Annotated in this window: 14 protein-coding genes and 1 pseudogene; 8 read left to right on the top strand and 7 right to left on the bottom strand. The window is 67.3% G+C overall.

All coding sequences use genetic code 11. The features are described 5' to 3' along the window. Positions 1 to 184 precede the first annotated feature (184 nt). A complete protein-coding gene (gene argS, locus GPX89_RS13115) occupies positions 185 to 1,942 on the top strand; it encodes an arginine--tRNA ligase (RefSeq protein ID WP_328601784.1) in 1,758 nt (585 codons plus the stop codon). A 99-nt stretch (positions 1,943 to 2,041) separates the two neighbouring features. After that, on the top strand, positions 2,042 to 2,971 hold the full coding sequence (locus GPX89_RS13110; RefSeq protein WP_328601783.1) for a cutinase family protein: 930 nt from the start codon (positions 2,042 to 2,044) through the stop codon (positions 2,969 to 2,971). Positions 2,972 to 3,010: 39 nt separating this feature from the next. On the opposite strand, the gene GPX89_RS13105 is transcribed toward GPX89_RS13110, so the two are convergent. Continuing rightward, positions 3,011 to 4,048: an AraC family transcriptional regulator gene (locus GPX89_RS13105; RefSeq protein WP_235947103.1), complete on the bottom strand. Its 1,038-nt coding sequence runs from the start codon at positions 4,046 to 4,048 to the stop codon at positions 3,011 to 3,013. Positions 4,049 to 4,521: 473 nt separating this feature from the next. On the opposite strand from GPX89_RS13105, the gene GPX89_RS13100 reads away from it, so the two are divergent. From GPX89_RS13100 to GPX89_RS13090, 3 genes are read left to right on the top strand one after another with little or no spacing between them, the layout of a single operon-like run. After that, on the top strand, positions 4,522 to 4,887 hold the full coding sequence (locus tag GPX89_RS13100) for a hypothetical protein (RefSeq protein ID WP_157387722.1): 366 nt from the start codon (positions 4,522 to 4,524) through the stop codon (positions 4,885 to 4,887). Further along, a complete protein-coding gene (locus tag GPX89_RS13095) occupies positions 4,884 to 5,666 on the top strand; it encodes an ANTAR domain-containing protein (RefSeq protein ID WP_157387721.1) in 783 nt (260 codons plus the stop codon). The genes GPX89_RS13100 and GPX89_RS13095 overlap by 4 nt, the downstream gene beginning before the upstream one ends. Positions 5,667 to 5,688: 22 nt before the next feature. Continuing rightward, positions 5,689 to 6,423, top strand: a complete 735-nt coding sequence (locus tag GPX89_RS13090; protein WP_157387720.1) for a GAF and ANTAR domain-containing protein — start codon at positions 5,689 to 5,691, stop codon at positions 6,421 to 6,423. Here the strand turns inward: GPX89_RS13090 and GPX89_RS13085 are convergent, their stop codons facing one another. Together GPX89_RS13085 and GPX89_RS13080 are read right to left on the bottom strand one after the other, a co-directional pair. Next, positions 6,424 to 8,361: a serine/threonine-protein kinase gene (locus tag GPX89_RS13085; protein ID WP_157387719.1), complete on the bottom strand. Its 1,938-nt coding sequence runs from the start codon at positions 8,359 to 8,361 to the stop codon at positions 6,424 to 6,426. A gap of 209 nt (positions 8,362 to 8,570) precedes the next feature. Beyond that, a pseudogene (locus GPX89_RS13080) lies at positions 8,571 to 10,226 on the bottom strand (serine/threonine-protein kinase); the annotation flags it as partial. Positions 10,227 to 10,755: 529 nt separating this feature from the next. Here GPX89_RS13080 and GPX89_RS13075 point away from each other — a divergent pair. Then, positions 10,756 to 12,345: an MFS transporter gene (locus tag GPX89_RS13075; protein WP_157388198.1), complete on the top strand. Its 1,590-nt coding sequence runs from the start codon at positions 10,756 to 10,758 to the stop codon at positions 12,343 to 12,345. Positions 12,346 to 12,393: 48 nt separating this feature from the next. Here the strand turns inward: GPX89_RS13075 and GPX89_RS13070 are convergent, their stop codons facing one another. Both GPX89_RS13070 and GPX89_RS13065 read right to left on the bottom strand, forming a co-directional pair. Next, positions 12,394 to 12,546, bottom strand: a complete 153-nt coding sequence (locus tag GPX89_RS13070) for a hypothetical protein (protein WP_157387717.1) — start codon at positions 12,544 to 12,546, stop codon at positions 12,394 to 12,396. Between the two features lie 521 nt (positions 12,547 to 13,067). Continuing rightward, positions 13,068 to 14,270: an epoxide hydrolase family protein gene (locus GPX89_RS13065; protein WP_157387716.1), complete on the bottom strand. Its 1,203-nt coding sequence runs from the start codon at positions 14,268 to 14,270 to the stop codon at positions 13,068 to 13,070. A gap of 96 nt (positions 14,271 to 14,366) precedes the next feature. Between GPX89_RS13065 and GPX89_RS13060 the strand changes: the two genes are divergently transcribed. Then, positions 14,367 to 14,960 carry a TetR/AcrR family transcriptional regulator gene (locus GPX89_RS13060; protein ID WP_328601782.1) on the top strand — a complete coding sequence of 198 codons (594 nt, stop codon included), beginning with the start codon at positions 14,367 to 14,369 and terminating at the stop codon, positions 14,958 to 14,960. Between the two features lie 63 nt (positions 14,961 to 15,023). Here the strand turns inward: GPX89_RS13060 and GPX89_RS13055 are convergent, their stop codons facing one another. Further along, positions 15,024 to 15,791: a DeoR/GlpR family DNA-binding transcription regulator gene (locus GPX89_RS13055; RefSeq protein ID WP_157387715.1), complete on the bottom strand. Its 768-nt coding sequence runs from the start codon at positions 15,789 to 15,791 to the stop codon at positions 15,024 to 15,026. A gap of 97 nt (positions 15,792 to 15,888) precedes the next feature. Then, the gene (locus GPX89_RS13050) at positions 15,889 to 17,853 is read right to left on the bottom strand and encodes a PTS mannitol transporter subunit IICBA (RefSeq protein WP_157387714.1); all 1,965 of its coding nucleotides are present in this window, start codon (positions 17,851 to 17,853) and stop codon (positions 15,889 to 15,891) included. A 197-nt stretch (positions 17,854 to 18,050) separates the two neighbouring features. On the opposite strand from GPX89_RS13050, the gene GPX89_RS13045 reads away from it, so the two are divergent. Next, on the top strand, positions 18,051 to 19,109 hold the full coding sequence (locus GPX89_RS13045) for a zinc-dependent dehydrogenase (RefSeq protein WP_157387713.1): 1,059 nt from the start codon (positions 18,051 to 18,053) through the stop codon (positions 19,107 to 19,109). The last annotated feature ends 12 nt before the right edge of the window (positions 19,110 to 19,121 follow it).

Below are 19,121 nucleotides of genomic sequence, written 5' to 3'. Positions count from 1 at the left end.
CCGTTACCCCCTGTTGATTCCACTCGATTCCGACAAAATGCAAAACGCATTGGACCGAGGCACGTTTCATCGCGTGGCCGCTTCCCGACAGCCCCGACTCCGGCCTCGCCCGCAGGAAAATGACTGGCCCGCACTGGGATACTGGGTTATCTGTGAACCCGCGTCCGATCGAAAGGATCTCGAGGTGAGTACTGCCGCCGTTGCTCCGCTGCTCGCTACCGTCGCCACCGCGGTGTCGGAGGCGATCGGACGAGTTCGTCCCGAGTTCGCGGGAGCGGATCCGGTGGTGCGCCGATCGGAACGGGCGGATTTCCAGTCCAATGCCGCACTGCCGCTGGCCAAGCGGAGCGGGGAGGCGCCGAATCGACTGGCCGCCGAGCTCACCGGAGTGATCGCTGACCCGGCTGTCGCGGAGGTACGGCCCTCGGGGCCCGGTTTTCTCAACATCACGGTGACCGACGCGGCGTTGTGGACGCAATTGGCCGCACGGCTGGGCGACGCGCGGCTCGGTGTCGGGTGTCCCGAGCACGGTCAGCGGATCGTCATCGACTACTCCGCGCCCAATGTCGCCAAGGAGATGCACGTGGGGCATCTGCGCACCACGATCATCGGCGACGGTCTGGCCCGGGTGTTCGGGTTCCTCGGCGCGGAGGTCGTGCGCGCCAATCATCTCGGCGACTGGGGCACCCAGTTCGGCATGCTGATCCAGTTCATCGACGAGAATCCCGAACAGCCTTGGCACGCAGACGATCTCGGTGCCGATTCGGCGGTTTCGGCGCTGGACGGCCTGTACAAGGCGGCCCGGGCACGCTTCGACGCCGACCCCGGATTCGCCGATCGCGCCCGGGCCCGGGTGGTCGCGCTGCAAGCCGGTGATCCGGCGACGGTGGCCCGCTGGCGCGAGATCGTCGCGGAATCGGAGAAGGCGTTCGGCGCGATCTACGACCGGCTCGGGGTACTGCTCACCCCCGACGACTACGCCGGTGAGTCGTTCTACAACCCGATGCTCGCCGAGACCACCGCCGAACTGCTCGGCAAGGGCGTGGCCGTGCCCAGCGACGGCGCGGTCGTCGTGCTGTCCGAACAGGTCACCGGCCCCGACGACGCTCCCGCAGCGCTCATGGTCCGCAAGAGCGACGGCGGCTACGGCTACGACAGCACCGACCTGGCCACCATCCGCTACCGGATCGCGACCCTGCGCGCCGACCGGCTGCTCTACGTCACCGACTCCCGGCAGTCGCTGCACTTCCGGCTGATCTTCGAAACCGCGCGGCGCGCAGGCTGGCTCACCGACGCCATCACCGTCGACCATGTCGCCTACGGCACCATCCTGGGCCCCGACGGCAAGCCGTTCAAAACCCGCGCCGGTGGCACGGTCCGCTTGATGGACCTGCTCGACGACGCGGTCGCCGCCGCGCGAGCGGTGGTGGCCGAGAAGAATCCGGACCTCCCCGCGGCCGAACTCGACGCCATCGCGGAACGAGCCGGGATCGGCGCGGTCAAATACGCGGACCTGTCCACCAGCCGCGTCAAGGACTACATGTTCGACCCGGCCCGGATGACCGCGTTCAACGGAAACACCGGCGTCTATCTGCAATACGCGCACGCTCGCATCCACTCGATCCTGCGCAAGGCGGGCGAGCCCGACCATGCCCGGGTCGACACCGCCGCACCTGTCGAGCCGGCAGAGCGTGCGCTTCTGCTCGCCCTCGACGACTTCGCCGCCGTCCTCGCCGATGTCGCCGCGACCCTCGAACCACACCGCCTCGCAACCTATCTCTACGATCTCGCACGCACCTTCACCACCTTCTACGACACCTGTCCGGTCCTGACTGCCCCGGAACCCGCCCGCACCAACCGAATCGCCCTGTGCCGCCTCACCGCCCGCACCCTCGCCCACGGCCTGGACCTGCTCGGGATCGCGGCCCCGGCGCGCCTGTAGCCGGGTCCGTGCCAGATCGGGCACGGTGCGTACCAACCGGTTCCTTTGATAGCTTGGGCGCCGGGGAACGGTCGAAATCAGAGAGCAGGAGGTAGGGCGGTGTCCCTTCCGAGAACCCGGTGGTCACGAGCGGCGACCGTGATGGCGGCACTGGCCGCGGAGGTGCTGGCCGCCGGGCTGTGGGGTATCGGGACGCCGCAGGCCGCGGCGGCGCCCGCGGATTGCCCGGCGCTGAGCGTCATCGCGGTCCCCGGTACCTGGGAGACCTCCGACGACGATCCGCGCCAGGGCATGTTGTCGATGGTGACGCGCGGGCTACCGGGCTCCGTGCGAACGGAGTACGTGAGCTACGCGGCGACGGCGCTGCCCTGGGAGGGCGAGGTCTACGGGCGGTCCGAGCGCGAGGGCGTCAACAACACTCGTGGCACCATCGCCGACCTCGCGGCACGCTGCGGCGCAACGCGTTTCGCTCTGATCGGGTACAGCCAGGGGGCGAATGTGGCCGGGGATGTGGCCGCCGAGATCGGGACCGGGCACGGAGTGATTCCGCCTGACCGGCTCGTCGCCGTCGGGCTGCTGTCCGATCCTCGGCGCTCCCCCGCCGACGCGCTGGTCGGCCCGCCCGTGCCGGGGGCGGGCGCGGCGGGCGCTCGACCCGGCGGGTTCGGGTGGGTAAGCCCGGTGGTTCGAACCATCTGCGCGGCAGGGGACTTGTACTGCTCGGTGCCCACCGATGACCTCGCCGGCCGCTTCGCGGGATTCGCCACCCAGCTGTCCGCGCCCGATCCCCTGCAGATCCCCAATTACGCCGCGACGCTGAACTCCATTCTCGGCGAGGCGCTCATCCCCGGCTGGCAGTCCATACTGTCGGCCCCGCAGGATGATCCGTCCAGCCAGCAGTGGGGCCGCCAGGTGCAGGAGTTCCTGTCCTCGGGCGTGCACCAGTCCTATCCCGCCTACGTCGTCGACGCCAATGGCACCACCGCCACCGCGTGGCTGCACAACTGGCTGGCGGATATCGCGCGGTAATTCCGGAACCGCGGCGGGACCGTACGACACCGCCGATGCCTAAACCTCGTGCGGCCCAAGGTGCATCGATGCGGCGACCGCCCACCGCAGGCCCGTTCTGCGGGCCGAGCCGGCATCGGTGTAGCCGAGCAATCGGGCTTGCTGGGATCGGCTCAAGGGGCCGGTGGCCGCAGCCTCCACGAGCCGGGCGTGGCGGGCCCGGTCCACTTCGTTGCGGAAGGTGGTTCCGACCTCGGCGAGCCTGCGTTGCAGCGTGCGGGGGCTGACCAGCAGGCGTCGAGCTATCCGCTCCAGCGAAATCTCGCCGCTGTCCATGCCTTCCGCTATCGCGACGGCCACCCGTTCCGGCCACGCCGTCTCCAGCGGAGGGGGCGGCGGCAGTGCCTCGGCCAGTGGTTTCAATACCTCGGCCAGTGCCGGGTCCGCGGTGACCAGCGGTAATGCGAGGTCGGCTGCTCGAAAGGTCATCGAATCGGTGGGCATCCCGAAATCGATGATCGCGCCGGGAAATACCTCCCGATAGGTTTCGAGATCGCGGGGCGCCCGCTGCCGCAACGACACCCGGATGGGGTTCAGCGGAGCATCGACGACCCGCCGCGCCCGCCCGAGCACGGCGGACAATCCCCACGCGTGCGTCAGCTCGCGGGCACGCCCCTCACCGTCGACCATGTCCAGAAACAACGTGGACTCCCCACCCGCCCCCTCGACGAAGGTGAACCGGTGGTTGGTGGTGACCGCGCTGACGTAGGGTCCGCAGGTCGCCAGGCCCGCACCGACCGTGGGCGCGGTGGAGAACAAATAGTCGTACAGCCCGGTCGCTTTGAGCTCGTACCGGCTCCCCACCCGCAGCCCCACCTCCGGATCGTCCAGCCACCGGGCCGCGATCTCCCACAACCGCCCGAACGTGGCACTCGGCACATGCACCCCCGGACCGCTCAAGGTCCACTCCGGCACCCCACACTCCCGGATCAGCCGACCACGATCGAGCCCCGCCGCCGTCAGTTGTGCGATCACGAACCGATGCAGCAGTGTCTGATCGGTCCCCAGCCCCCATGTGTCCTTCGGCCCACCACCCATACGTGGACGCTAACCCGCGAACCCATGATCCGTCACGAACTCGCGCAGTTCCCCATGGGGACTGCGGAATTGAGGCACGCTCGAACGGCAACCCCACCCAGAGTACCTGATCATCGGCGAAATCCACTGACACCGAACGGATTCAGAATCCGCCGGAGCGCGTACCCGACTACTTAGGTCCCTGGCATCGGATTACCTTCGGATCTGCCGATGTGGCGCGCCGAGCCCGACGATGGGGTTTCCGACCACAGACTTCTGCGCCGGGCGAGCGATGAATAGAATTGATGGTGTACGGATTCCGAACGAGTGCGGGATCCACCTCCAGGACAGCGACGCCGTCTCCGGCCCCTGGTCGGCCTGTTGTCTCCCCCCAGATTTTCGGCGGCGCGCGCGGGACGATCGACCACCCTGCCAGTCCTTCCGGTTCGATCCCGTTTCCACGCTACGACGCCGGTAGTGGACGGTGAATGGCCATGGCGTGGACGGGAATCGGATGGGCCTGGACCGGACCGGTCGGTGAGCGGGCATCCCGCTTTCGAGTGTGGACGGTCTCGGCGGTGGTCGCCGGCGATGACGTGGCGGCTGACGGCGGCGTCGTCCTGGCCGCGGATCTGGACCTGGCGGCCGCCCAGATGTGCCTTCATCTCGACGACGCGCTCACCGCGAGCGGGCGGTACTTCCTGCTGGCCACTCGCGAGGCGGACACCGCCGCGGGTGAGCAGCCCACCCCGGCGCGGCTGCTCGCACCGGTCCGGCGCGATCCGGGTTCGGGAGCGGCGACCTACGGTGACTGGGTCGTCGTCGACGACCTCGAGACGGCGCTGCGGGAGAGCCGATGACCGAGATGGATCCGGTCGGGGTGCGATTCATGGCGGAGGTACGGCGCGCCGAAGCCGAACCCGACGGCCCGCGGGGCGCGAACCTGTTGACCACCATCTGCACCCGGCTGTTGCCGGTGGGCCGCGCGGCGATCATGGTCTTCACCGGCGATCGTGCCTGGGAGATGCTGGGGGCCTCGGATCCGATCGCGTGCGACTGGGCCCAGGCGCAGGTGGCCGCGGGTGAGGGACCCGGCCCGCAGTCCTATCGGACCGACGCGCCCGTGCTGGTGCCCGATTTCGGCGCCGCGCTCGCCGGGGGCAAATGGCCGCTGCTGGCGGCTTCCGGGTTCGGCGCCCGCGGTGGCGGCGTGTTCGTCTTCCCGCTGCACCAGGGCGCGATCCGGGTCGGAACCCTGGACCTGTACACCGACCGTCCCGCGCTGCTGGATCGCGAATCGTTCGCGGCGGCGGTCCAGATCGCGGATGTGATCACCGTCGTGCTGCTCGCGGCGGTGCGCGCGGCCCAACCGGTGCCGTCCGGCGGTATCCGGTTGTCCGGCAACGGAAACGGATTGGGACCGTGGTGGGAGGTGGCGGCCTCCACCCGCGAGATCCATCAGGCCACCGGCATGGTGGCGGTGCAACTGGGCGTCGACATCGCCACCGCGTACGCCCGGCTGGTCGCCCACGCCATGACCGAGGGTCACCCGATCGGCCAGCTCGCCGCCGACATCGTCTCGCGCCGAATCAGGTTCGAACCCGACGGCACCATTGAACCCGGCCGGGCACGGCCGTGATTTCGGCGAAGGGTGGCTGACCATGCCGCATCGTGAACGCGTATTGATCCAGGCGCTGGTCCGGATGGCCGACTCGCTGGTCGAGGGCTACGACCCCGTCGATATGGCCCAGGAACTGGTCGAGGTGGTCGTGGACCTGCTGCCGATCGACGCCGCGTCTGTGATGCTCGCCGACCATCGCGACCGTTTGCAGGTCCTGGCGACCAACAGCGAGGAAACCCGGCTGCTCGAGCTGTTCCAGCTTCAGGCCGAGGTCGGGCCCGGCGTGAGCGCCTTCGAAAGCGCCGAGCCGATCTTGATCCGCGCGCTGGCCGAGGCCCGGGATCGCTGGCCCGCCTTCACCGATCGCGCCCACGCCGAGGGCTGGGGTTCGGTGTACGCCCTGCCGATGCGGCTGCGCGCACAACGCGTCGGGGTCGTCAACCTGTTCGCCGTCGACCGCCCCGACCGCCTCTCCGACCGCGATATCGCTCTCGCCCAGGCCCTCGCCGACGTCGCGACCATCGGCATCCTGCACGCGCGGGTCCTGGCCGACACCCTCTCGGTCTCAGCCCAACTGCAAGCCGCCCTCAACAGCCGCATCGTCATCGAACAGGCCAAAGGCATGCTCGCCGAAGAAGCCCGCATCGGCATGGACTCGGCATTCAACGCCCTGCGCACCTACGCCCGCGACACCAACACCCGCATGGTCGACCTCGCCCGCGCCGTCATCGACCGCACCGCCGACACCACCGCGATCCTCGCCCGCAACGAGTAGCTACCGCCGTCCGGCGAGCACGATGACCGCCCCTCGGTCCGAATCGGCCACGTACACATTGTGTGTGCGCGGTTCGACGGCGATGCCCTGCGGCTTGCCGCCGACATCGACGGTCGCGACGACCGTGTTCGAGGTGGTGTCGATCATCGAGATGGTGTGGTCGTCCCGGTTCGACACATAGGCCGTGTTCGACGCGGTGTCCAGCGCCAGTAGGGCCGCGTCGCGGCCGACCTTCACCGTGGCCGTCACTGTGCCGGAACGGATGTCGATCACCTGGACGCTCCCGGCGTCGCGGTTGGCCACGTAGGCGAGGTGACGCTTGGCATCGGCGACGATCCCGAACGGCCGAGGACCCGTGGATATGCGACCGGTCACCGCCATCGTCCTGGTGTCGATCGTGACCACGTCATTCGCACACGTTGCGAGCGCGATCCCGAGCTCCGGGTCGACCGCCAGCCCGAATGGGAACGCGGCGCCGCACTCGATCGGTGTGGACGTGCGTATCTTGTTGTCCGCGGTACCGACGGCGTAGATCTTGTCGCCATCGCCGTGCGTCGTCGAGTACACGATCTTCGCTTCCGGATCGATGACCGTTGTCAAGGCGATGACGTCGAGTTCGACTGTCGCACGGACGGTCCGGCTCACGGTGTCGATGACCGACAGACTGCCGCTGCGCGCGTTCGCGACGTACACCGACCGTGTTGATGTGTCGATCGCGAGACTGATCGGCCCCGCTTCGACATTCGTCGTTGTCAGCAAGGCCCGCTTGTCGGTATCGAGGACGGCGACCGAACCGTCGGTTCCGTTGGACACGTACGCGACTCCGGCGGGATCGATCGCGACGCTGTTCGCTCCTGCTCCGGTCGCGATCGTCGCCAGCACCGAGCCCGGCGGATCCGGCGGCGCCGTCGCCTCCGCGGGAGAATTTCGGAGACTTGACTTCCCACTGTTCATGGCTGCTACGCCGATCGCTGTCGCCGCGCTCACGAGCACGACGGCCGAGATGGCCGCGACTGTCGCCTTTCGCAGACTCCGGCGCGGTCGATGTGCGCGAGCGTCACTCGGCGGTGTGGACGTATGGACCGGTCGCGGTGGAGCCACTTCGGTGACCGCCAGGCGCCCGGGTGCCTGTACCGCAGCGCGTGCGGCAGCGGCCAGCGCACCGGCGGTCTCGTAGCGGTCACCGGGCTGTTTTGCCATGCCTCGGGCGATGACATCGTCGAGGGCCGACGGTATGCCCGGATTCGCGGCACTGGCCCGAGGCGGTTCCTGATAGAGGTGCGCAACCATGAGCTGTCCGGGTTCGGACTGCACGAAAGGCTTACTACCCGTGAGACATTCGTACAGGACACAAGCCAGGGAATAGATGTCGACGCGTGCGGACAGCTCGCCCTCGAACCGCTCCGGCGCCATATAGGCCCAGGTTCCGACCGCACCGCCCGTCTCGGTCAGCGTCGACTGATCCTGTCGCCATGCGATGCCGAAATCGATCAGGTACACGAACCCGGTTGCGTGAACAACGATGTTCGAAGGCTTCACATCGCGATGCACGAGACCGATCGCGTGCGCGGCGTCCAACGCGGCCGCGGTCTGTTCGATGACGCCGATCGCGTCGGCGGGCATCATCGGGCCGGTTTGCCGCAGCGTGGTGCCGACATCGTCACCGACGATCAACGCCATGTCGATGTAGAGCTGGCCCGCGATTTCACCGAAGCTGTGGATCGGAACCACATGCGGTTCCTGCAAGCTCGCCGTCGCCTCCGCTTCCCGGAGGAACCGCGTCCGGTACTCGTTATCGCGTGCGAGATTCGCGGGCATCACCTTCACGGCCACGCGGCGCCGCGTCCGGTTGTCGAATGCCGCCCATACCTGTCCCATTCCACCCTCACCGAGCAGGCGTTCGAGAGTGTAGTGGCCGAACGAAATATGTTGAGTCATCGGCGTTTTGACGAGATGAGGGACACGGTATCGTCATCGGCGTTGGTGACCAGTACGTCGTGCGTCGCCTGGTCGACCGCGATCCCGGGACCCGCGGAGGATTTGCCGACCGGCACCGAGGCGATGCGGGTGTTGTCGAATGAATCGATGACGGTCACCGTTTGATATTGGGCGACGTAGACGAAGCCGGTCACCATATCGACCGCCACTGCTTGCGGGGCGTATCCGACCCTGATGGTGGCGGTCACGGTGTTCGTCCTGACGTCAATCACCGACACTGATTCCGACGAGTAGTTGACGGCATACGCGACCCCTTTCGACGCGTCGACGGCAATCGCGATCGGCTCGGCCCCAACGGGAATCGTCGCGGTGACCGCGTTCGTACGGATATCGATCACCGACACCGTGCGCTGGTGTTGGTTTGTCACGTACACGGTGTTGCCTGGTGGGTACGCGGCGATTCCCAGAGGTGAGTCGATGCCGGCCACCGTGCCCGACAACACGTTCGTGGCTGCGTCGATCACGCCGACCGTGCCGTTGCCCAGGTCGGTGACGTAGGCCCGCTGCGCACCCGACGCGACGCCGACCGTATAGCGGCCGGTGGCAACCTTGGTGACCACGGTGTCGGTGCGGGTGTCCACCACATCGACGCCGCCGTCGAGGTCGCCGACGAACGCCTTACCCGCCGTGTCGTCGACGGCCACATCGCGTGGACGCCCGGAGATCGGGATCGTTTGAACGAGGGTGCGTCGGCGCGTATCCACGACGGCGACCGAATCCATCCCTACGACGTAGGCCGAGCCGGTCCCGGAGTCGACGGCGATCCCGCGAGGCTCGTGGTTCACACCTATCGTCGCCTCCACGGTGAACGCCGGCTTCGATTCGGGTGTGGTTGTCCCGGTTCGCGATTGACTCGGCGCGGCTCCCGGACCGCGGGAATCGTCGGTTGTCGAAAGCACGTGAACCGTTGCCACGGACGCCGCGACGACAAGCACGACGGCTCCGGCGATAAGCCCTGCCCGAACGCCCCGCGGGTGGACCGCTAGACCGGCGGCGTCCGCCAGCGCTCCCGCACTTCGATGGCGTTCGGCCGGATCTTTCGCCATGCCTCGCGCGATGACATCGTCGAGCGCCCGCGGGACCGAGCGAACGAATCGGCGGGCTCGCGGTGGTGGAACCGTCAGATGAGAGCGCATCTGCCGGGCCGGGTCGGTGTCGCCGAACGGACGGCGCGCGGTGAGGCATTCGTACAGCACGCAAGCAAGCGAATACACATCCGCCAGCCGGGACACGGTGCCCGAGAACCGTTCCGGAGCCATGTAGGCCCAGGTACCCACAGGCGCGCCGGTGGCGGTGAGATTGGTTTGATCCTCACGCCAGGCGATGCCGAAATCGATTACATGGACCAGACCTTTCTCGTCGATCACGATGTTGGATGGCTTGATGTCGCGATGAACGAGCCCGGCAGCATGTACCGCGTCGAGAGCCTCCGCGATCTGCGCGACGACCCTGACCGCTTCGGAAACCGCCAGCGGCCCCTGCCGCAAACGCGTCGCGAGATCGGTGCCGTCGACCATCTCCATGTCGATGTAGAGCCGCCCGTCGAGCTCACCATGCGCGTGGATGGCGACCACATGCGGATTGTGAACACTGGCGGCGGCAGCCGCTTCGCGTTCGAACCTCCTGCGGTATAGGGCATCTCGCGACAACGCGGCCGGAAGCACCTTCAGCGCGGCAGCTCGGTTCTGGCGCGGGTCGTAGGCGAGCCAGACCTCGCCCATACCGCCCGCGCCGAGACGACGCTCCAGTCGATAGTCCCCGAATCGATCGGAGAGGGGTCCCTCCAACGAAGATCCTTCCCTCACCGCGCCGCCCCTGATGATGCGCACACCTGATGGATAAAAAGGTCAACCGGAAATTAAGGTCGGTGTGCGGGTGTATTTCCGACGATAGAGAAGGGTCAGTTGGGCCACGGCGGAAGAATTCCGAGACCCGCCAGAAATTGCCAGATGAGATAAATCATGCTACTACAACCTCGCTGTGTGAAAGACCGGAAAACCCCCGACTGACCATGCAGTCTAGGGTCGGATCGCGTTTCGGAAGCGAGTTTTCCACAGACGGAATCGCGTCAGCAATTTATACGCATCCCAAACGAGACATCCGACCACTCGGTGCAATATTTAATAGACCATACGGTCCGTATTTTCGTTTCTTTCGAGCGGCCCGTTCATGTCGCCGGAGTTGCATCGGCATACCCGGTCTGCCGATCGGCCTCCAACGCCCTCACGACGACTTCGACTCAGCTATGTACAGGCAATCCGCGGAGGGCTATCGTCACCAATAGTAAACCGATCGGTATACCCAGGAGGTGGTCAGGTGACGACGTCAGCGACGATGGCGAGCTCGGCGGGGCTGTCGCGGCATGCGAAAACGGCCGCGATCATTGCCATCTGCCTGGCCGAGCTGCTCGTGGTGCTCGACAACACGCTGGTCAACGTGGCGCTGCCGGAGATGGCGGTGCAGTTGCGGGCCGATATGGCCGGGTTGCAGTGGGTCGTGGATGCCTACACGCTGGCCTTCGCGGGGTTGCTGCTGGCGATGGGGCACCTCGGTGATCGGTATGGGCGGCGACGGCTGATGATCATCGGGTTGGCCGGGGTCGCGGTGATGTCGGCGCTCGGTGCGATGTCGACGGAGATCGGGCAGGTCATCGCGGCGCGCGCGGGGATGGGTGTGTTCGCGGCGGTGGTCTTCCCGGCGACGCTGGCGCTGATCACCAATATCGCCACCGGACCGCGCGAGCGGGCCGCGGGCATCGCGTTGTGGACCGCCATGGCGGGCATCGCCATCGCGATCGGACCCGTCACCGGCGGCTGGCTGCTCGAACGCTTCTCCTGGCATTCGGTGTTCTGGATCAACGTGCCGATCGCGGTGATCGCCATCGTGGCCGTGCTGGCGACCGTGCCGGAATCGCGTGCCGGACATGTCGATCGGCTCGATCGCACGGGTCTCTCGCTGTCACTGGTGGGGGTGACGCTGTTGGTGTGGTCGATCATCGAGGCGCCGAAGCACGGCTGGTTGTCGACCGAAAGCCTTGCCGCGTACGCGATCTCGATCCTCGCCCTGACCGCCTTCGTGGCCTGGGAATTGCGCGTTCCCGCCCCGGTGCTGAACATGCGGCTGTTCACCATCCGCCGCTTCGCGGTGCCGTCGCTGGCGATCACGCTGTCGTACTTCAGCGTCTTCGGATTCCTGTTCCTGATCACCCAGTACTTCCAGGGCGTCAAGGAACTCTCACCCCTCGAATTCGGGGTCCACTCACTGCCTTTCGCCGCCGCGGTCGCGCTCGGCGCACCGATCTCGACCGTGCTGGCGCAGCGAGTCGGCACCACGGTCATGCTGGTGTCCGGCCTGCTGATGCTGGCCGCGGCGATGTACATCGCCGGGCGGATCACCGTCGACACCCCCTACGTCGGGCCGGTGCTGGGTTCGATGATCCTGATGGGCCTGGGTTTCGCGATCGTGCAGGGTCCGGCGACCGACTCGATCATGGGCTCGGTCCCGCTGCGCGAGGCGGGCGCGGGATCGGCGGTCAACGACACCACCCGCGAGGTCGGCGGCGCGCTCGGTGTCGCGGTACTGGGTTCGGTCGTCACCTCGATCTACGCCGCCCGCGTCGGAACCCGTATCGACGCCGTCCCCGACCGGCTCATGACCGCCGCCCAGAAGGACCTCGCCCGCGACACCCCCATCAGCGTCCTGGAAATCTCGCGCACCCCCGTCAACCCGCTCGCCGCCACGGCGAAGGAAAGTCTCGTCCACGCAATGAAAGTCGCCACCATGGACGGCGTCCACGCCGCCTCCTATGTCACCGTCGCCACCCTCATCCTCGCCGCCGTCGTCGTGGCCGCCACCCTCCCCTGGCGCCCCGACCACCGCCCCTCGTCCCTCCTCTCCTGGCGCGACGAAGGCGGGGAAGCCTGACCCCGCGCAGTGCGCGGGCGACGACGATGAAGGCTTCTTCGGGTGCGGCTACAGGCAATGGCCGGTGTGCCAGTCCATGACATCGCCCCATGCCTGCCAGACCGGATCGGTGCGCAACACCGCGTCGTGGGGTGCGGGATCGGCTGCGGCCGTCCCGATTCCGACGACTCCCATCGCTGAGACCGCCGCGAGAATACCCACGACCACGCCCTGCTGGTCGAGTCGGTTCCCGAGCCGTTGTCAGGCGGCTGAAATCTCGAATGGCCAGGATTTCCCGGCACAGACAACGACGGACAGTGCGGTCGCGGCGGTGTGCTCGTCGTCGGCCATGGACAGGATGAGGACGGCCAGGTCCGGATGTCGTTGCCGGAGTTCGCGAGCCCACCGATCTCCTCGGCCCGCTCGGCCATGTTCCGCAGCCCGAGTCCCCGCCGCGCCTCACCGTCGAATCCGGTGCCGTCGTCGGCGATTACGAGCCGCAGCGCGTCGGCTTCCACGGCAGCGGTGACCGTGCAGCGCGCGGCGTCCGAATGCCGCGCCGCGTTCTGCAGAGCTTCGGCCTGCGGTGATGCCCACCGCCGCCCTGGCGGCACTGGGCATCACCGCCAAGACCACCCTCCTGGCCCGCGACACCTTCGGACCGAGATGACCCGGCATGGGTTTGCCCTCGGGAAGTACGTAAAGCACGCCGTCACCGGGATGAGGATGTGCAGAGACGGCGTTCAGCCGAAGGGTCGTGGCGGGAGGCCACGAGGGTCACGATCGGAGCGAAGACTTCGGAGGCCGGCACGGATTTCGCTGATCAGGATTTCGGGTTGCTCGAGGGCTGCGAAATGTCCGCCGCGGTCGGCCTCGCCGTAGTGGATGAGGTCGGCGTAGGTGGCTTCGATCCAGCTTCGCGGGGGGTGCGGGATATCGCGGGGGAACACCGTCACCGCGACCGGCAGGGTGAGTTCGGGCCCGGCGAGGCTGGCCGACTTGTTCTCCCAGTAGATGCGGCCGGAGGAGGCGGCGCTGTTGGTGAACCAGTAGAGCGAAATCGTGTCGAGCATGTCATCGGTGCCGAGAGCGTCCTCGGCGAGCCCGTGATTGTCGGTCTTGGATTGGAACTTCTCGTAGATCCAAACCGCTTGGCCCGCCGGAGAGTCCGCCAGCGCGAATCCCACGGTCTCGGGTTTGGTGGCCTGAAGGTGATTGGATCCACCGAGATCACCGGTGTAGAGGGCGAGGGTGTCGACCGCGTGCCGCTCGTCGGACGAGAGCCGGTCGGGTATCTGTGCGGGATAAACGTATTGGGTGTTCAAGTGAACTCCGAGCAGCCCCTCGGGCCGCATGGCGCCGAGGGCGGTGGTGACGACGGCACCCCAGTCACCGCCTTGAGCCGCCCAGTTCTCGTAGCCGAGACGCTTCATGAGTTCCACCCACGCGTGCGCGATGCGGGAGACGGTCCACCCCGGCTCGGTCGGCTTCTCGGAGAACCCGAATCCGGGCAGCGACGGGATGACCACGTCGAAGGAGTCCTCGACGTTTCCGCCGAACGCCGCCGGGTCGGTCAGCGGACCGATCAGTTTCAGGAATTCGACGATCGAGCCCGGCCATCCGTGCGTCAGCAGCAGCGGCATCGCATTCGGATTCTCGGATCGGACATGGATGAAGTGGATCTCCAGTCCATCGATCGTGGTCAGGAAGTGCGGGAAACGATTGAGCTCCGACTCGAATCGACGCCAGTCGTACTCGCGCTGCCAATAGTCGATCAGCGCTTTGGCGTTCTCCAGGCGGACGCCTTGGGACCAGTCGGGGACGGTCTCCGGATCCGGCCATCGTGTTCTGGCCAGTCGCTGCTTCAAGTCCTCGACCTCGGAGTCGGGGATCGCGACGGTGAAGGGACGGACGAGGGGCGAGGGTGCGGGCGTCGATGCGGCCATTGGCGTGTTCTCCTGAACTCTTGCTGCACACCGGTGTGCATTGCACACTGGTGTGCAAATCTACGCCGTTGCACACCCGTGTGCAATGATGGTCGGGTGGTGCAGATCGAATCCGCCCGGGCACGCTCCATGAACGACACGCGGAGTCTCATCCTCGATGTCGCGCTCGAGGTCCTGGGTCGGAACCCGGACGCCGGCATGGGCGACATCGCCTCCGCGGCGGGCGTGGTCCGCCGCACGGTCTACGGCCACTTCCCCACCCGCGCCGACCTCGTTCGAACCCTCGCGCGACGAGCGGTGGACGAGATCGTCGCCGTGCTCACCGAAATCAACGCGTCCAACGGCGAGGTCGAGGCGGTATGGGTCGATTTCGTCGCCCACCTGTGGCCGTTGGCGCACCGGTACCGGGTACTGCTGGCGCTTCGGCGCGGCGAGCACGGCGCGGAGATCCACGCCCTGCTGCGACCGGTCGACGAGATCCTTGCCGACCTCGTGCGACGAGGCCAGGACATCGGGGCATTCGGGCGACACCTGCCGGCGGGCCTTCTCGGCCAGATGGCCTACGCCGCGGTATTCGCCATCGCGGACGAGGGCCGCTCCGATCAAACCCTCGACGCCCGCGCGGCGACGATCACCAGCTTGCTCCTGCTGGGAGTGCCCGAGCCGCGCGCACGAGCTCTGGTGGACTGATCGCGCCACACTCCCCGAACCGGGCCGTGCGGTCGATGCCCGGATCGGCGGTCAGGGTCACGCTCATGCGATCACCACGTCGGTTCCGAACTGTTCCAGCTCGTTTCGCACCGGTGCGGGCACGTCGCTGTCGGTGACCAGCACGTCGATGTCGTCGAGAGTGGCGAAGCGGACGAAGTCCTCCCGCCCGAGCTTGCTGGAGTCGGTGACCACCACCACCCGGTGCGCGGTAGCGATCATGGCGTGTTTCACCGCGCCTTCGTCGGTGTCGGGCGTGGACAGCCCGTGGCCGACGGTCAGGGCGTTGGTGCCGATGAAGGCGACATCCACGCGCAGCTCGCCGAGTGCGCGCAGCGTCTGCGGTCCGACGGCGGCCTGGGTCAATCCGCGCACCCGCCCGCCGAGCAGATGCACCTGCGCCCCCGGATGCCCGGACAGCCGGGTCGCGATGGGCAGCGAGTTGGTGACGGTGACCAGTTCCCGGTCGGCGGGCAGCAGTGCGGCCACCCGGCCGGTGGTGGTGCCCGCGTCGAACAGCACGCTGCCGCCCGAGGGTGGCAGGAACTCCAAAGCCGCCTTGGCGATTCGATCCTTTTCCGGGGAGCGGCTGTGCTCGCGTTCGGTGGTGCCCAGCTCCAGCGCGGTCAGCGCGCCGGCGGGCATCGCGCCGCCGTGTACCCGCCGCACCAGGCCCATGCGATCGAGCGCCGCCAAGTCACGGCGCACGGTTTCGGCGGTGACGTCGAAGCGCTCGGCCAGCTCGGTGACCGACACCCGGCCGAGCTGCCCGACCAGGGTGGCGATGGCCTGCTGCCGCTCCTCGACGTACATGCCGATCCTCCGATCCGGTGTTCGAATATGTTGGCTTGTGTCTGAACATCATTGCGGACCGTGGTCCCCTCATACGTGACCACGGTCCGCCTCGCCATCAGGCCCGGGCGTCGAGCACCTGTTTGATCTCGGCTTGCGTGCTCGCCGCTTGCAGGCGCCGCACCTGTTCCTCGTCGATGAACACCTGGGCGATCCGGTTGAGCAGCGCGAGGTGGTCGTCCCCGGCCCCGGCGATGCCGATGACGAATTCGACGGGCTTGCCGTGCCAGTCGATGGGCCGGGCGTAGCGCACCACCGACAGCCCCGCCCGGTGGATGCTGGACTTGGCCTCATTGGTGCCGTGCGGGATCGCGAGCCCATTGCCCATATAGGTGGTGGTCAGGCGCTCCCGCTCGTGCATGGCCGGAATATAGGACCGGTCCACCGCGCCCGCGGCGAGCAGCAGCTCACCCGCCTCCGTGATGGCGTCGGCACTGGTGTCCGCCGCGCCCGCCAGCACGATCGAATCCAGCGGCAGCACATCGGTGCTCGGTTCCGGCGCCGCCGCATCGGGTTCCGGGACTGGATCGTCGGTGCGGGTCAGCAGCGCCACGATCTCGCCGTACTGCGGGCTGTTCATGAAGTCCTCGACCGAGACATGCAGGGCCGACGGGGTTTTCGTGCGCGCCCGGTCGGTCAGATCCCGGTGGCTGACCACCAGGTCATAGGTGTCGGTGAGGTTCGAGATGGCCTTGTTGACCACAGTGACCTCGCCGAATCCCGCATCGCGAATCTTCTTGCGCAGCACCGACGCCCCCATCGCCGAGGAGCCCATGCCCGCGTCGCAGGCGAAGACGATGCGGGAGATGGCCGGGACGGCCGCGGACCCGCCGGGTGCCCCGAGCAGTGCCGCGGCGGCGACCGACCGCTTGCCCTTCATGGACTCCATGGTGGCGGTGGCCTGCGCCAGATCCAGTTCGCCCGAGGACTTGTCGGTCTTCAACAGCACGGCGGCGACCAGGAACGACACCCCGGCGGCACCCAATACCGACAGCGTGACCCCGATATAGCTGCCGCTGGCCGTCTGCGCGTAGACCGAGATGATCGACCCGGGCGCGGCGGGCGCGCGCAGGCCCGACCCGAACACCACATTGACGAAGACGCCGACCATGCCGCCCGCGATGGCGGCCAGGATCAGCTTCGGCTTCATCAGCACATACGGGAAGTAGACCTCGTGGATGCCGCCGATGAAGTGGATGATGGCCGCGCCGGGCGCCGAACTCTTGGCCATGCCCTTGCCGAACATCCAGAACGCGATCAGCAGACCCAGGCCCGGACCCGGATTCGCCTCCAGCAGAAACAGAATCGACTTGCCGTTCTGGGCGGCCTGGGTGGTGCCCAGCGGAGTCAGCACGCCGTGGTTGACCGCGTTGTTGAGGAACAGCACCTTGGCGGGCTCGATGAAGATCGAGGTGAGCGGCAGCAGCCCGTGATCGACGAGGAAGTTCACCACATTGCCGGCCGCCCGGCTGAACGCCGAAACCACCGGTCCCACACCGAAGAATCCGCCGGTGGCCAGGACCGCACCCGCGATACCCGCCGAGAAGTTGTCGACCAGCATCTCGAAGCCGGGGCGAATCCTGCCCTCCCACAACCCGTCCAGCCGTTTGATGACCCAGCCGGCGACCGGTCCCATGATCATCGCGCCCAGGAACATCGGCACATCGGTGCCGGCGATGACGCCCATGGTGGCGATCGCGCCGACCACCGCGCCGCGAGTGTCGTAAACGATTCTGCCGCCGGTGTATCCGATCAGGATGGGCAGCAGGTAGGTGATGGTCGGGCCGACGATGCCGCCGTGCGCGTAGTCGCCCCACCCGCCGATGTGCGCGACCCAGCTGTGCTTGCCGAACAGATCGCCGGTCAGGGAGGTGATCCAGCCCTTCTCGATGAACAGTGCGGTGAGCAGGCCCCAGGCGATGAACGCGCCGATGTTCGGCATGACCATGTTCGACAGGAATGAACCGACCCGCTGCACGTGTACCCGCGTGCCGAGGCGAGGCTCCGGTGGGGAGATAGACATCTTGACTTACTTCCTCTGAACAATATCGAAGACTATGTGACTCGGGCCACATCTCCTGAAGTAGTAGACCGCAGAATCGGGCACGACCGCAAGCAATCGGGCATAAATGGGCACGAAAACCTGTGGCTTTGCGCCCGATTGGCGCTACGGTGAGGCGGAGGGGCACGGCCCCTGCCAGAAATGCGGAAGGAAGACCCATGAAGGCGTTGCGCTACTACGCACCCGAGGACATCCGGCTCGAGGAGATCGCCGAACCCGACTGCGCCCCGGACGAGATCAAGCTACGGGTGCGCAACTGTTCGACCTGCGGCACCGACGTCAAGATCCGCCACAACGGGCATCAGAACCTCACCCCGCCGCGCACCCTCGGGCACGAGATCGCCGGGGAGATCGTGGAAGTCGGCGCGGCGGTGAACGAACGCTACGGCGGCGACTGGCGCGTCGGCGACCGCGCGCAGGTGATCGCCGCGGTCCCGTGCGGGGAATGCCACGAGTGCCGCAAAGGCTGGATGGCGGTGTGCCGCAATCAGACCTCGATCGGCTACCAGTACGACGGCGGCTTCGCCGAATACATGATCGTGCCGAGTCAAGTGCTGAAGGTGAACGGCCTCAACCGGATTCCCGACAATGTCGGCTACGACGAGGCGTCGGCGGCCGAACCGTTCGCCTGCGCGATCAATGCCCAGGAACTGCTGGGGATCGAGGCGGGCGACACCGTCGTGATCTTCGGCGCGGGCCCGATCGGCTGCATGCACACGCGCATCGCACGCGGTGTGCACCGCTGCGGCCCGGTCTATCTCATCGACGTCAATGCCGACCGGCTGAAGCTGTCGGCCCACGCCGTCCAGCCCGACGAGGTGATCAATGCCGCCGAAGTCGATGCCGTGCAACGGGTCCTGGAGCTGACCGGCGGCCGCGGCGCCGACGTCATCATCACCGCCACCGCCGCCAACGTCACCCAGGAGCAGGCCATCGCCATGGCCGCCCGCAACGGCCGCATCTCCTTCTTCGGCGGCCTGCCCAAAACCGATCCCACCATCACCTGCGACTCCAACGTGGTGCACTACCGCCAGCTGCACATCCACGGCGCCAACGGCTCAGCGCCCGAACACAATCGGCGCGCACTCGACTACATCGCCACCGGCCGGGTGCCGGTCAAGGACCTCATCACCCACCGCCTGCCGCTGGCCGAGGCGCTGGACGCCTTCGGCATCGTGGAGCGCGGCGAGGCCATCAAGGTCACCATCGAACCCTGACCCCGTCCACCT

This window comes from Nocardia terrae, from assembly GCF_009760405.1.
In the GTDB taxonomy this organism is placed as follows: Bacteria; Actinomycetota; Actinomycetes; order Mycobacteriales; family Mycobacteriaceae; genus Nocardia; species Nocardia terrae.
This window is presented reverse-complemented; position numbering and strand designations above follow the sequence as displayed.

Excerpts from the sequence above, each read along its gene's own strand:
- GPX89_RS13045 (WP_157387713.1), top strand. The coding sequence starts at position 18,051 with ATGAAGGCGTTGCGCTACTACGCACCCGAGGACATCCGGCTCGAGGAG.
- GPX89_RS13055 (WP_157387715.1), bottom strand. The coding sequence starts at position 15,791 with ATGTACGTCGAGGAGCGGCAGCAGGCCATCGCCACCCTGGTCGGGCAG.
- GPX89_RS13085 (WP_157387719.1), bottom strand. The coding sequence starts at position 8,361 with ATGACTCAACATATTTCGTTCGGCCACTACACTCTCGAACGCCTGCTC.
- GPX89_RS13095 (WP_157387721.1), top strand. The coding sequence starts at position 4,884 with ATGACCGAGATGGATCCGGTCGGGGTGCGATTCATGGCGGAGGTACGG.
- GPX89_RS13050 (WP_157387714.1), bottom strand. The coding sequence starts at position 17,853 with ATGTCTATCTCCCCACCGGAGCCTCGCCTCGGCACGCGGGTACACGTG.
- GPX89_RS13090 (WP_157387720.1), top strand. The coding sequence starts at position 5,689 with ATGCCGCATCGTGAACGCGTATTGATCCAGGCGCTGGTCCGGATGGCC.
- GPX89_RS13065 (WP_157387716.1), bottom strand. The coding sequence starts at position 14,270 with ATGGCCGCATCGACGCCCGCACCCTCGCCCCTCGTCCGTCCCTTCACC.
- GPX89_RS13105 (WP_235947103.1), bottom strand. The coding sequence starts at position 4,048 with ATGGGTGGTGGGCCGAAGGACACATGGGGGCTGGGGACCGATCAGACA.
- GPX89_RS13075 (WP_157388198.1), top strand. The coding sequence starts at position 10,756 with ATGGCGAGCTCGGCGGGGCTGTCGCGGCATGCGAAAACGGCCGCGATC.
- GPX89_RS13100 (WP_157387722.1), top strand. The coding sequence starts at position 4,522 with ATGGCGTGGACGGGAATCGGATGGGCCTGGACCGGACCGGTCGGTGAG.